Consider the following 12,737-nt stretch of genomic DNA (forward strand, 5'->3'; position numbering starts at 1 on the left):
GGTGGGATGCGTCCCGCCGGCTTCCGGCTTTTCCACCCGGGGCCGTGGGTCAGCCCGGCGACTCGGCCTTGGCCGCCGCCTTCTCCTCGGCCCACTGGTCGAGCAGGGTGGGCATGCGGTCCTGGACCCAGTTGTAGAAGTCGCGCATCCCGGCGAGCCGGGCGCCGGCGGTGGTGCCTGCGCCGCCCGCCGCGGCCGCGCCCTCCCCGGCGGCGTCGGCGAGGGTCTTCAGCAGGGTCATCTTCGCGACGGTCACCTCATACCAGGAGTCGTCGACGAGCCGGTAACGGTCGCGCCGGTCGCCGGGGACGTGCTCGCGGACCACCATCGAGATGTGCGACAGGTAGCGCACCGCGCCGGAGATCGCCGCGGCGCTGACGCCCAGGCGGTCGGCGAGGTCGCCGGCGCTCAGCGACCGCTCGTCGGCGGCCATGAGCGTGAAGACGACCCGGCCGGCCATGCGCGGGAAGCCCCAGTCGCCGAGCAGCCTCGCCATGTCTTCGACGAACGCGCGCAACGCCGCCTCATCTCGCATGTGGGATTCCATCCGTCAATTGTCCTCCACGAACTTTCACACTTGTGTGAAACAAGTGTAGCGTCTGAAGCATGGAAAATTCCATTGAGGTCACCGGGCTGATCAAGCGGTTCGGCCAGACCACCGCGCTGGACGGTCTCGACCTGACCGTCACGCAGGGCGAAGTCCACGGGTTCCTCGGTCCCAACGGGGCGGGCAAGACCACGACCATCCGGATCCTGCTCGGCCTGCAGCGCGCCGACGGCGGCACCGTGCGGCTCCTGGGCGGCGACCCGTGGCGCGACGCCGTCGAGCTGCACCGGCGGCTGGCGTACGTGCCGGGCGACGTCACCCTGTGGCCCAGCCTCTCCGGCGGGGAGGTCATCGACCTGTTGGGCCGGCTGCGCGGCGGTGTCAACCGCGCCCGGCGCGACGAGCTCCTCCAGCGCTTCGACCTCGACCCGCGCAAGAAGGGCCGCGCCTACTCCAAGGGCAACCGGCAGAAGGTCGGCCTCATCGCCGCCCTCGCCTCCGACGTGGAGCTGCTGCTGCTCGACGAGCCGACCTCCGGCCTCGACCCCCTGATGGAGGAGGTCTTCCGGCAGGTCATCGCGGAGGAGACCGAGCAGCGCGGGCGCACCGTCCTGCTGTCCAGCCACATCCTGTCGGAGGTCGAGGCGCTCTGCGACCGGGTCAGCATCATCCGCCTGGGCCGCACGGTGGAGACCGGCACGCTGACCCAGCTGCGCCACCTCACCCGCACCTCGATCTCCGCCGAGCTGAGCAGCTCGCCCAACGGCCTCGCCGACCTCGCCGGCGTGCACGACCTGCAGGTGCACGACCACACGGTGCGGCTGCAGGTCGACTCCGCGCAGCTCGACACCGTCCTGCGGCAGCTCACGTCGCACGGCGTGCGCAGCCTGGTCAGCCAGCCGCCCACCCTCGAAGAGCTGTTCCTGCGGCACTACGAGACGGAGCCGTCCAAATGAGCGCCTTCACCGGCACCGGAGCCCTCGCCCGGCTGATCGTCCGCCGCGACCGGGTGCTGCTGCCGATCTGGATGCTGCTCCTCGGCATCCTGCCGCTGTCCCTCGCGTCCGGCACCGCGCAGCTGTTCAAGACCGACGCCGAGCGGCAGGGCTACATCGACGACCTCGGCGGCAGCCCCCTGCTGCTGCTCTTCTACGGCACCAAGCCCAGCGACCCGAGCCTCGGCGCGCTGATCTTCTGGCGCTCCGCGACCGGCATCGTGATCCTCGCGCTGATCGGCGTGCTGTTCGTCATCCGGCACACCCGGGCCGAGGAGGAGGCCGGGCGCCGCGAGCTGATCGGCGCGGGCGTCGTCGGCCGGCACGCGCCCGTCGCCGCGGCCCTCGTCACCATGACCGGCGCCAGCCTGATCGTCGGCGCGCTCGTCGCGCTCGGCATGATCAGCCAGGACACGCCCGCCTCCGGTGCCGCCGCCATGGGCATCGCGTGGGCGTCCGCCGGCATCCTGTTCGGCGCGATCGGCGCGATCACCGCCCAGCTCAGCGAGGGCGCCGGCGCGGCCAGGGGCATCGGCATCGCGATCCTCGGCGCGTCGTTCGGCGTGCGCGGCGCCGGCGACGTGGCCGGCGGGCTGTCGTGGCTGTCGTGGGTCTCGCCGCTCGGCTGGATCTACCAGGTCCACGCGTATGCCGGCGACCACTGGTGGGTGTTCGGCCTCATCGCCGTCGCCACCGCCGCCTTCGCCCTGCTCTCGCTGCGCCTGTCCGCCCGCCGCGACGTCGGCGCCGGACTGCTGCCGCCGAGCCTCGGCCCCGCGTCCGCCGCGGCGAGCCTGTCCGGCCCCCTCGCACTGGCGTGGCGGCTGCACCGCGGCTCCCTGTACGGCTGGCTTTGCGGCCTCGGCATCGTCGGTGGCCTGCTGTTCGGCGGGGTCGCCAAGGCCTCCGCCGACCTGCTCGCCGACAACGAGCAGCTCAAGGAGATCCTGGAGCGCATCGGCGGCGCGTCCGGCGCCTCGGACGTCTTCCTGGCCGGGACGCTCGGCTTCGGCGCGATCGCCGTCGCCGCCTACGGCATCTCCGCCGCGCTGCGGATGCGCACCGAGGAGGCCGCGCTGCGCAGCGAGGCGCTCCTGGCCACCGGCGTGAGCCGGCTGCGGTGGGCCGCCAGCCACCTGGTCTTCGCGTTCCTCGGCCCGACCGCCGTCATGCTCGTCACCGGCCTCACCGCCGGGCTGTTCTACGGTGCGAGCACCGGCGAGGTCGGCCGCGAGGTCGGCCGCGAGGTCCCCCGCGTGATGGCCGGCGCGCTGGTGCAGCTACCCGCGATCTGGGTCCTCGCCGCGCTCACCGTCGCCATGTTCGGGCTGATGCCCGGCCGTGCGGCCGCGATCGGCTGGGCGGCGCTGTCGGTGTGCGTGGTCCTCGGCCAGATCGGCGCCGTGCTGCGGCTGAGCCAGCCGCTGCTGGACGTGTCCCCCTTCACCCACATCCCGCACGTGCCCGGCGGCCCGGTCACGGCGGCTCCGCTGCTGACCCTCACCGCACTCACGGTCCTGCTGGTCGTCGCGGGCCTGGCCGGCTTCCGCAGGCGGAGCGTGCCCGTCACCTGAGTCGCAGGGGACCGTTGTCGTGGGTCGCCCCGTGTCCCCATCAGGACCGAGGAGGAAGGACGGCCGCGACGATGAGGTTGCTGTGGCCGGGCGAGCGGCGCGGGATCGACGAGGACTTCGTCGCGTACCACGCCGCTCGGGGCACCGTGCGGATCGCCGCGCTCGACCCGGCGATGCCGCGGTTCCCGTAGCGCTTGCCGGGACCGTGTCTCACGGGTCAGGCTGACCGCGACGGCTTCGGCGACCAACGGCGGTGAGGCGCGATGAACGGCACCCGTACGGCCTTCCGGACCTGCCCGCTGTGCGAGGCGGTCTGCGGCCTGGAGCTCACCGTCGCCGACGACCGGATCGTGGCGGCCCGCGGCGACCGGGACCACGTGCTCAGCGCCGGGTTCGTCTGCCCGAAGGGCGCGACGTTCGCCCAGGTGGTCCACGACCCGGACCGCCTGCGCCGGCCGCTGCTGCGCGGCGCCGGCGGCGAGCACCACGAGGTCGGCTGGGACGAGGCGTTCGCCGCGGTCGAGACCGGGCTGCGACGGGTCGCCGGGCTGCACGGCCGGGACGCCGTCGCCGTGTACCTCGGCAACCCCAACGTCCACACGATGGCGGGGCCGCTGTACGGCGGCCCCCTCGTCAAGGCCGTCGGCACCCGGAACGTGTACTCCGCCAGTACCGTCGACCAGATGCCGAAACACGTCGCGTGCGGCTATCTCTACGGCAACCCCGACGCCATCGCGGTGCCCGACATCGACCGCACCGACCTGCTCGTCCTCCTCGGCGCGAACCCCCTCGAGTCCAACGGCAGCCTGTGCTCGGCGCCGGACTTCCCCGGGCGGCTCGCCGCCGTCCAGGCCCGCGGCGGGCGGATCGTCGTCGTCGACCCGCGGCGGACCCGCACCGCGGCCGTCGCCGACGAGCACGTGTTCATCCGGCCCGGCGGCGACGCGCTGCTGCTGTTCGGGCTCGTCCACACGCTCTTCGACGAGGGGCTCGTCGCGCTGGGCCGCCTCGACGGGCACGTCGACGGCGTCGAGCGGGTCGAGGTCCTCGCCAAGGACTTCGCGCCCGAGGCCGTCGCCGCCGCGTGCGGGGTGCCGGCCGCCGACATCCGCCGGCTCGCCAGGGACCTCGCCGCCGCGCCGTCCGCCGCCGTGTACGGCCGGATCGGCACCTGCGCGGTCGAGTTCGGCACGCTGACCAGCTGGCTGGTCGACGTCGCCAACGTGCTCACCGGCAACCTCGACCGGCCCGGCGGCGTCATGTTCCCCCTCGCCCCGCACGCGCGTCCGGCGTCGGCGCCGGGCGGCAAGGGGTTCAAGGTCGGGCGGTGGACCAGCCGGGTCCGCGGGCTGCCGGAGGTCAAGGGCGAGCTGCCGGTCGCGACCCTCGCCGACGAGATCACCACGCCCGGCGAGGGGCAGGTCAGGGCCCTGATCACGGTCGCCGGCAACCCGGTGCTGTCCACGCCGAACAGCGGGCAGCTCGACGAGGCCCTGGCCGGGCTCGAGTTCATGGTGAGCGTCGACCCTTACCTCAACGAGACCACCCGGCACGCCGACGTGATCCTGCCGCCGGCCGACCCCGCGCGGGTGGGGCACTACGACTTCGCGTTCCTGACCCTCGTCGTGCGCAACATGGCGGCGTACTCCCCGCCGGTCCTGCCCAAGGACCCGGGCGGCATGGACGAGTGCGACATCCTCGCGCGGCTCGCCGGCGGCGGCGCGGACCTCCACGAGCGCCTGCTCACGTCGCTGCTGCAGCGCGCGGTCGACGACCCGGAGTCGCCGGTGGCCGGCCGCGACGTCGCGGACCTGCGGGCCCTCGTCGACGGCGACGGACCCATGGAGCGCATCCTCGACGTGCGGCTGCGGCTCGGCGCGTACGGCGACGGCTTCGGCACCGACCCGGCAGGGCTGACGCTGCGCGGGCTCCTCGACCGGCCGCACGGCGTGGACCTCGGCCCGCTGCAGCCGCGGATTCCTGAGGTACTGCGCACGCCCAGCGGCCAGGTCGAGCTGTGCCCCGCGCCGGTCGCGGCGGACGTCGCCCGGCTGCGGAACACCCTGGACCGGCCCGGCGACGGGCTCGTGCTCGTCGGCCGGCGGCACCTGCGGTCCAACAACAGCTGGATGCACAACGTACCGGCGCTGATGAAGGGTCGCGACCGGTGCACGCTGCAGGTCCACCCGCACGACGCGGCGGCCCTCGACCTCACCGACGGCGCTGCGGCCACGGTCGCCTCCCGTGTCGGCACGCTCACCGTCGCCGTCGAGATCACCGACACGGTGATGCCGGGCGTGGTGAGCCTGCCGCACGGCTGGGGTCACGGCGCGCCGGGCACCCGCGCCTCGGTCGCCGCCTCGCGCCCGGGCGTCAACAGCAACATCCTCACCGACGACCGCGCCATCGACCCGCTGTCGGGCAACAGCGTCCTCAACGGCATCCCGGTCACCGTCACCCCCGCCGCCTGACCGCCCCGCGCGAGCCGGTCGCCTCGCGGTGAGGGGAGGTTGCCGCGCGCGCTTCCGGGCTGCCCTACGCGTTCGACGGCAGCTCGACGCTGAGGTGGGTGCCGCTGCCGGGCGGGCTGTCGAGGTGCAGGAGGCCGCCGAGCGTGGCGGCGCGGGCGGCGAGCAGCACGATCCCGCCGCCGATGACGGGCCGCGCACCGCCGATGCCGTCGTCGTCGACGGAGATCTGCACGGTCGGGCCGTGCCCGCGCACCGCGACGACGGCCCTGCGAGCGCCCGCGTGGCCGACGACGTTGCCGAGCGCCTCACAGACCACGGCGTACGCGGTCGCCGCCACCACCGGCGTCCCCGGCACGACGTCGACGGTCACGTGCACCGTCAGCGGCACGGCCGCGGCGACCTGGTGGACCGCGGCGCCGAGATCCGGCACCCCCGGGTCGACGGCGAGCCCCAGGTCGCACAGGTCCTTGAGCGCGTGGCGCAGCCCGGTCCCGGCCCGTGGGGCGAGGGCACGCGCGGCCGGGTCCGCCGCGGCGCGGATCTCCGCGGCGACCGCGGCCAGCTCGGTCACCATGCCGAAGGCGCCGTCGAACCCCACGGCGGGGCCGGCGCCGAGGTCCGCCTCGAACTGACGGAGCCGGGCGAGGATCCGGTCCTGCTCCGCGCCGGGCACGACGGCGATCCGATCCCTGCGCAGGCGTGACCGCACGCCCGACCCCAGCCACACGCCGAGCAGGTCCACGCCCACACCCCCTGATCATCTGCTCTCGCAGCAAAGGAGCGGTTTCCCGCCACGCCGCGTTACCCGGCGGGGCGCCGAGTGCGGTACACAAACAACAACCATCAATGTAATCCAGTTGTGCCAGCCGCGTGGCGCATTCAGACGATCAGCGCGACGCGGCGCAGGCCGTCGGTCGACGCACCCGCCACCAGCAGCACCCCGCCGTCTGCGGTGATGGGGTCGACCTCGACGTCGGGCGCCGCGGCCCGCACCGGGGACGCGGCACCGCGGAGCTCGAACTCGTGCAACATCCGGCAAGAATGTCAAACCCGGGGTGCGGCTACGGTGACACCCTGTGACACACCGCGGGCGCACCCCTCGGCGAGGTGCACCCGCGGTCTGGTGTCAGCAGTACAGGTTTCCGCCGGCGGGGACGCCCAGAATGCCGACGAACTGGTTGTACAGGTTCACGCGGCTCTGCACCTGACCGGCGTTGCCGCCGTTGCACTCGATGCTGTTGATCGCGCGGATCGTGGTGCCGAAGCCCTGGCCGTTCACCATGGCGTTGTGCGACGTGGTGCCGGCGTTGCCGGTGCCGGTCATCCAGTACCAGAGGCCCGTCTGCCACGAGATCGACGAGTTCGTGGCGACCAGGTTCGGGTTGTTGAGCAGGTCGACGCCGAGGGCGTCACCGGCCGCCTTGTAGTTGAAGTTCCAGCTGAGCTGGATCGGGCCGCGGCCGTGGTACGCGGACTGCCCGGCGGGGCACCCGTAGGGCTGGCTGTAGTCGCAGTAGTGCGGCCAGTTCGCGGTGTTGATCTCGTCGATGTAGACCAGGCCGCCGGTCTCGTGGCTGACGTTCGCCAGGAACGCCGCGGCCTCCTGCTTCTTGACGGTGTCGCTGCCGCTCGTGGCGAACGCCGGGTACTTCTTGATCGCGTCGGTGAGCCCGGCGTAGGTGTAGAACCCGTTCCTGCCCGGGAACATCTGGTTGAACTGCGCCTCGCTGACGACGAACCCGCCGCCCCCGCCGCCGCCCGTGCCGCCCCCGCCGCAGCTGTACGGCGACCAGAACCAGGTGCTGATCGTCGGGTCGTAGCCGGGGTTCTCGTGCGTCGCCTGGTAGTACAGGCCGTTGGTATAGCGCACGATCGCGCCGACCGCGTAGTACTGCCCGGCCACCCAGTTCGGGTAGCTGCACGAGCCGCCGCCACCACCGCCGGTGCCGCCGCCGCAGCTGCCGTCGTCCGCCCACACGCCGGACCCGCCGGTGCTGGGCGTCTCGTACTGCGTCCACCACTTGGCGGTCCAGTTGTGGCCGTTGTACGACGCCTGCTGCCCACCGGTGTACACCTGGCTGGAGACGTAGGCGGACGCACATGCGGCCGCGTTGGCCGCGGTCGCGGGCAGGACCACGGCCGCGGCGGCCGCGATCGTCATGCCCGCCGCGGCCACGAGCGCGAGCAGTCTTCTTCTGAGCATGGGCGAACCACCTTCCACGGAAACATGGACAGTCGTCCATGTCGTTATTTGTAAACAAAACTTCCCTCTTTGTAAATACTGTTACCTGATTTCCGCCTTCGGCAAGATGTGCTCAGGGTCCGCCCGCTCCCCTGTCGTACGACGCCGGTCGATGCCCACAATGGGGACCTGACGTCGGTCACGGGGGTGGGCGATCATGGCTGCTGGTGCGACCTGGGGAATCTCAGGACCGGTCTTTCTCTGGCTGTTCCACGCGGCGGGCGTGCTCGCCGTCGGCGTCGCGCTGCTGTGGCGGTGGTGGCGCACGCGGGCGCTGCGCCGGCCGCACACCGAAGGCCTCACCGCCGAGCATCTCGCGGCGCTGAGGGCCGATCGGGCGGGCGTCATCAGCACCGGCCTCGCCGCACTGCGCGCCCGGGGTGCGGTCGAGGCGGCCGCCGGCGTGGTGACGCGCAGCGCCGCGTTCGGCGGCGGCGAGGCGCTGCCCGCCGAGGCCACGCCGCTGGAGCGGGCCCTGTTCGAGGCCGTCCGGACGCCGAGGCAGGCCAGCGGCCTGCATCGGGACACGACGGTCAGGCCGGCCCTGGAAGCGATCGAGGCCGACCTTCGCCGGCGCGGGCTGCACGCCGACCGCGGGCTCGACCTCAGGCTCTCGATCGTCGCCGGCGTGCCACTGGGCGCGCTGCTCGTCCTCGGCGCGGTCCGGGCGGTGGCAGGGCTGATCAACGACCGGCCGATCGGTCTGCTGATCTTCTCGATGATCGTGTACGGCTCGGCCATGCTCCTGGTCGTGAACCTGGAGGCGCCCCGGGTGCGGGACACGTTCGGGGTCTGGTCGGGTGCGCGGCGGGAGCACCAGCACCTCGCGCCGCACCTCTGCCCGTCCTGGGCCACCTACGGCCCGGCGGGCGCGGCCATGTCCGTGGCGCTGCACGGCGACACCGCGATACGCGCGGGGGATCCGGCCTATGCCGCCGGGCTGCAGGAACCGCCCGGGCCGAGCACCGACCGGCGGCCGTCCTCGCGTGCCCTGCGCCGCGGCGGTGGCCACGCCGGAGCATCGGCCCCGCTCGGCACCGGTTCCTCGTCGTCGTACACCTGCGGCTCCGCATACGGCGACGGCTCCTCGTGCGGCGGAGGCTCCTCATCCGGGGGCGGCTCGTCGTGCGGCGGCTGACCCCTTTCCCACTTTCTTCTTTTGTAAAGAGTGTTACCTGATCTCCTGTCGACCTTTAGACGGCGCGGACTGCGCGGCGACGGCGGGCTCGACCGCCCGCCGACCGTGGAGCCGTCGAGCCCGCTGCGCGATGCGGTCGTGCGCCGTTGCTTCGGTCAGTCGACGGTGTAGGCCGCCGCCAATGCCCGGCGCTGCCCGTCGAGCCGGGCGGCAAGTGCGGGTGCGGCGGCGCGCAGGTCGCCCAGGGTCGTGCGGGTCTGCAACAGCTGCGCCCACAGGACGCCGCGCCCCTGCTCGGCTGTTTCGACGGCGGCGCCGAGGCTCCCAGCGGCGATCATGGCGGCGGTGGCATCGGCGCTCAGACCGGACCAGTCCCTCAGCGCCTGCTCCTGGCTGTCGCGGCGCAGACCGGGCCAGGCAGCCTCGGTCAACTTCCCGACGGCGACACCGTAGCCTTCGGCCGCCGACGACCAGGCGCCGACGGTCGCGGCCACCAGGCCCCAGGCGGCGCCCGCGCGCATCGCCATCGCATGTCCCGGGCTGCGCCCCGACGCCGCCGTGCGCAAGGCGTGCAGGGCCGCACCGACGTCGCCCTCCTCTCCGGTGCGCTGGAATCGGCTGAACAGCACCAGTCCCAGGCCCAGCCACAGCGACGCCGTGCCGGGGTCGCCCGTGTCCGCATCCGCGAGCGCCGCCCGGATCGTTGCCGCCGCCTCGGTGAGATCGGACAGGTCTCCGGCGAGCTCGAAACGCTGGTGGAGCGCATCGGAGAGGTTCAGGTGCCCTTGCCGGGCCGATCCGAGCCGCACCGCCTCCCGGCACGCCACAACGGCCGCATCGGCGTCCTCGATCGTCCCGGTCGCACCGGCGCGGACCGAGAGCGCCCCACCGAGATTGGACATACGGGCCGCCGACCCCGACACGTGGTGGGATCCCTGCGCAACCGCGGCCTCCGCCACGGCGACCGCCTCGTCGATGTCCTCCGCCTGCCGCTGCCGCCGATAGCGCCGCTCCAGCATGACGGAGAGGCTCGTCAGGTACCGGTGCCGGTCGGCACGACCGAGCGGGCAAGCGTCGACCGCAGCACGGGCCGCATCGACCGCGGCGTCCAGATCCTCCAGTTCGCCATGATGTGCGAAGCGAAGGCCCAACGCGGCGGTGAGACCGCTGAAGAACATCGGCCGATCGACATGGCCGTCCGGCGCGAGGGCCACGGCCTCACGAAGCACCCTGACCATTTCATCAAGGTCGGCCAATGCGGCTGTCCGCTCGAATCGCGTCCGGAGACTGTTGCCGAGATTCAGGCAGCGCCAAACAAGATCGGGGTGATGATGCGGAGTCGTCGCCCACGCCGCCCGGGTGGCCTCGACGGCCTCGTCGAGCTGCTCCCGATCACCGGTGAACTGGGCCTGCAGCAACAACGCGTTGCCCAGGTTGGACTGGGCAAGGGGCCACACCTCATCGGCGGGATGCGCGGCATCTGCCGCGTTCCGATGCGCCTCGACGCCCGCCGTCAGGTCCGCCGGATCCGCGCGACGCTCATACCGCATCATCAACGCGTTGCCCAGGTTGGTCGAGCGCCGGGCCACGTTCGCCGGCGGCAGGCCGACGGGCGCCAGCGAGCGACGGCCCAGGTCGATCGCCCGGTCCAGGAGGTCAGGCTCATCGCGGTACTCCACGACGTGCAACGTCTTGAGCGCCAGGCGGGCGTCCCGGCCACCCGGGGTAAGGGCATCGCGCACCTCGCCGTTGACGAACTGCGGTGCAACCTCGACCACCCAGGCGAACACCATGAGCGCCAGATCCAGGTCTGCCTCGTCCTCACCCACGGGCAACGCCTTGAAACGGCTCCAGTGCAGCCAGGCGATCGTGTGGGCGATCGGAAGGTTCTTGACACCCGCATCCTCGCGCCATTGCGCCGCCCAGAGGTCGGCGGCCTCCCGCATCGCGTCGTCCCCGAGAAGGCTCAGCGGGTCCGGACTCTGCTGACTGGCCTCGATCCGACGGCCAAGCGATCGCATCAGTTCGTGCACACACCGCATTGTCGCTGGTGCCGCCCAGCAGGTGTACCGCGGCGAGGAACACCGGCGTCTACGACGCGCCCTGAAGCAGGGCGGCCAGGTCCGCGGGGTGCCCCAGCGGGGCGTCGTGACCGCTTTCGATCAGATGCAACGGCACGCCGCCGGCACGGAGCCGGTCGAGGGTGACCGATGCGGGATACCCGGGCGGCGTGCCGGTGCAGAAGATGTACTGCCGCGGTACCGCCGCCGAAGCCTCGGTCTGGGGAGGCATCGGATCGAGGGAAGGCGCGAGCGGGGTCGGGCACAGCCGGGCGTTCGCCCACGCGAGCGTCGCGGGGTCCAGCGACGGATCGGCGAGGGGCGTGGGCGGCAGCCACAGGTCGCGGGGCAGGTCCGGCACCGGGCCGAGGAGCCCGGCGGCGCACTCGCCGGGCAGCGGCTCGGGCGCGTCGACGAAGACCAGGCGGGCCAGCCGGTCCGCACACCGGCGCGCGGCGGCGGCGATCGCGATGCCGCCCTGGCTGTGCCCGGCGAGGACCACGTCGCGCAGGTCCTCGTCGAACAGCAGGCTCGCGATGTCGAGGGCCCAGGTGTCCAGCGAGGGCGGCTCGCCGGTGAGGTGCCGGCGGTCGCCCATCCCGGTCAGCGACGGCGTGTACACCTCATGGCCGGCGGCGGCGAGGCGGCGCCGGACCCGCGACCACGACCACGCGCCACGGAAGGCGCCGTGGACAAGGACGAAGACGGTCACGCCGTCACCTCGGCCGGTCCTCGATGACGACCTCACCGATCGTGCGGGGATAGGTGTCGTACGGACGCAGGTGCTCGTACATGGCCTCGGTGTGCTCGACGTAGCCCGGGGTCCGGGTCGCCTCGGCGTACGACTCGGCCGTGTCGAACAGGCGGATGTGCGTGAAGTGCGTCGGGTCCTCGACGTCGCGGACCAGCCACCGGCCGCGGAAGCCGGGGTGGGCGGCGAAGTATTCGGCGAAGCGCGAGGACAGGGCGACGTACGCGTCCGCGTGGCCCTCCGCGTCGCGGGTCCAGGCCTGACTGACGACGACGTGCATCCGACCCTCCTCGTTCCACTGTGCGAACCGATGTTTCCATCTGTACCGACGCAGTGGAAGTGACCCGGGTCACATGTGCGGCTTGGGTTCGCCGCTGAGGATGGTGAGGACGGTCGGCTCGTCGTTCAGGGTCACCTGCAGCGTGTGCAGCGCCGTGGTGCCCGGCCAGACGACCTTGGCCCGGCCGACGACGACCTGCGGCAGCGACAGGTGGCTCGGCTGGGGCAGCAGGCTCTTCACGTTCCCGGCGAGGATGTTGACCAGCTCACCGAGCGCGTCGGCGCAGTCGTCGGCGTTGGCGCTGACCGGGTCGACGTCGAGCATCGCCCCCGCGATCACCCCCGCGGCGGGCAGGCCGCAGCGCAGCACGGCGAGGCCGTTCCACGCGCCGGCGACGCCGATGCTCGCGGTCACGTCCGCGGTGTCCGCCAGCGGCTCCGGGGCGGCCTGCACGTCGGGCGTGCAGTGCAGGTACGCCGTCCACACCTGCCACACGATGCCCCGCACGTCGTCCTCGGACAGCGACGTCTCCGGATCCACGAGACCACCCCCGGTCACCACTATCGGCGGGCGCGATGCCGAGTTGAGGGGACTTCCGGCCCTGCGGGTCGGGCGCTTCGGCACGGTCGTACCGACGCCGCGACGACGACACTGAGGTTGTCAAGGAAACCGACTGGAG

At 72.8% G+C, this 12,737-nt stretch carries 12 protein-coding genes; 4 read left to right on the forward strand and 8 right to left on the reverse strand.

Annotation, left to right across the window (positions count from 1 at the left end):
• Positions 1 to 49: 49 nt before the first annotated feature.
• Positions 50 to 535, reverse strand: coding sequence for a MarR family transcriptional regulator (locus tag ABZS58_RS32295; RefSeq protein ID WP_354787023.1), 486 nt, complete (start codon positions 533 to 535; stop codon positions 50 to 52).
• A 71-nt stretch (positions 536 to 606) separates the two neighbouring features.
• Here ABZS58_RS32295 and ABZS58_RS32300 point away from each other — a divergent pair, with 71 nt between their 5' ends.
• From ABZS58_RS32300 to ABZS58_RS32310, 3 genes are all read left to right on the forward strand, one after another.
• Complete coding sequence (locus tag ABZS58_RS32300) at positions 607 to 1,503, forward strand: ABC transporter ATP-binding protein (RefSeq protein ID WP_354787024.1); 897 nt, start codon at positions 607 to 609, stop codon at positions 1,501 to 1,503.
• Positions 1,500 to 3,116, forward strand: coding sequence for an ABC transporter permease (locus ABZS58_RS32305; protein ID WP_354787025.1), 1,617 nt, complete (start codon positions 1,500 to 1,502; stop codon positions 3,114 to 3,116). Before ABZS58_RS32300 ends, ABZS58_RS32305 begins: the two co-directional genes overlap by 4 nt.
• Positions 3,117 to 3,379: 263 nt before the next feature.
• Positions 3,380 to 5,587: a molybdopterin oxidoreductase family protein gene (locus ABZS58_RS32310; protein WP_354787026.1), complete on the forward strand. Its 2,208-nt coding sequence runs from the start codon at positions 3,380 to 3,382 to the stop codon at positions 5,585 to 5,587.
• A 64-nt stretch (positions 5,588 to 5,651) separates the two neighbouring features.
• On the opposite strand, the gene ABZS58_RS32315 is transcribed toward ABZS58_RS32310, so the two are convergent.
• From ABZS58_RS32315 to ABZS58_RS32325, 3 genes are all read right to left on the reverse strand, one after another.
• Complete coding sequence (locus ABZS58_RS32315) at positions 5,652 to 6,329, reverse strand: hypothetical protein (RefSeq protein ID WP_354787027.1); 678 nt, start codon at positions 6,327 to 6,329, stop codon at positions 5,652 to 5,654.
• 137 nt (positions 6,330 to 6,466) lie between these two features.
• On the reverse strand, positions 6,467 to 6,619 hold the full coding sequence (locus ABZS58_RS32320; RefSeq protein ID WP_354787028.1) for a hypothetical protein: 153 nt from the start codon (positions 6,617 to 6,619) through the stop codon (positions 6,467 to 6,469).
• A 94-nt stretch (positions 6,620 to 6,713) separates the two neighbouring features.
• Entirely contained in the window at positions 6,714 to 7,790 is a 1,077-nt protein-coding gene (locus ABZS58_RS32325; protein ID WP_354787029.1) for a glycoside hydrolase family 19 protein, read from the reverse strand.
• A 196-nt stretch (positions 7,791 to 7,986) separates the two neighbouring features.
• Here ABZS58_RS32325 and ABZS58_RS32330 point away from each other — a divergent pair, with 196 nt between their 5' ends.
• Positions 7,987 to 8,967, forward strand: a complete 981-nt coding sequence (locus tag ABZS58_RS32330) for a TIGR04222 domain-containing membrane protein (protein ID WP_354787030.1) — start codon at positions 7,987 to 7,989, stop codon at positions 8,965 to 8,967.
• A gap of 155 nt (positions 8,968 to 9,122) precedes the next feature.
• Here ABZS58_RS32330 and ABZS58_RS32335 read toward each other — a convergent pair whose 3' ends face one another.
• From ABZS58_RS32335 to ABZS58_RS32350, 4 genes are all read right to left on the reverse strand, one after another.
• Positions 9,123 to 11,000, reverse strand: a complete 1,878-nt coding sequence (locus ABZS58_RS32335) for a hypothetical protein (RefSeq protein ID WP_354787031.1) — start codon at positions 10,998 to 11,000, stop codon at positions 9,123 to 9,125.
• 58 nt (positions 11,001 to 11,058) lie between these two features.
• Entirely contained in the window at positions 11,059 to 11,739 is a 681-nt protein-coding gene (locus ABZS58_RS32340; RefSeq protein WP_354787032.1) for an alpha/beta hydrolase, read from the reverse strand.
• Positions 11,740 to 11,743: 4 nt separating this feature from the next.
• Entirely contained in the window at positions 11,744 to 12,058 is a 315-nt protein-coding gene (locus ABZS58_RS32345) for an antibiotic biosynthesis monooxygenase (RefSeq protein WP_354787033.1), read from the reverse strand.
• Between the two features lie 69 nt (positions 12,059 to 12,127).
• Entirely contained in the window at positions 12,128 to 12,598 is a 471-nt protein-coding gene (locus ABZS58_RS32350) for a chemotaxis protein CheX (protein WP_354787034.1), read from the reverse strand.
• Between the last annotated feature and the right edge of the window lie 139 nt (positions 12,599 to 12,737).

This window comes from Dactylosporangium sp. NPDC005555, assembly GCF_040605635.1.
In the GTDB taxonomy this organism is placed as follows: Bacteria; Actinomycetota; Actinomycetes; order Mycobacteriales; family Micromonosporaceae; genus Dactylosporangium.

Coding starts and splice junctions, on each gene's coding strand:
- ABZS58_RS32295 (WP_354787023.1), bottom strand. CDS start 535: ATGCGAGATGAGGCGGCGTTGCGCGCGTTCGTCGAAGACATGGCGAGG.
- ABZS58_RS32300 (WP_354787024.1), top strand. CDS start 607: ATGGAAAATTCCATTGAGGTCACCGGGCTGATCAAGCGGTTCGGCCAG.
- ABZS58_RS32305 (WP_354787025.1), top strand. CDS start 1,500: ATGAGCGCCTTCACCGGCACCGGAGCCCTCGCCCGGCTGATCGTCCGC.
- ABZS58_RS32310 (WP_354787026.1), top strand. CDS start 3,380: ATGAACGGCACCCGTACGGCCTTCCGGACCTGCCCGCTGTGCGAGGCG.
- ABZS58_RS32320 (WP_354787028.1), bottom strand. CDS start 6,619: ATGTTGCACGAGTTCGAGCTCCGCGGTGCCGCGTCCCCGGTGCGGGCC.
- ABZS58_RS32325 (WP_354787029.1), bottom strand. CDS start 7,790: ATGCTCAGAAGAAGACTGCTCGCGCTCGTGGCCGCGGCGGGCATGACG.
- ABZS58_RS32330 (WP_354787030.1), top strand. CDS start 7,987: ATGGCTGCTGGTGCGACCTGGGGAATCTCAGGACCGGTCTTTCTCTGG.
- ABZS58_RS32345 (WP_354787033.1), bottom strand. CDS start 12,058: ATGCACGTCGTCGTCAGTCAGGCCTGGACCCGCGACGCGGAGGGCCAC.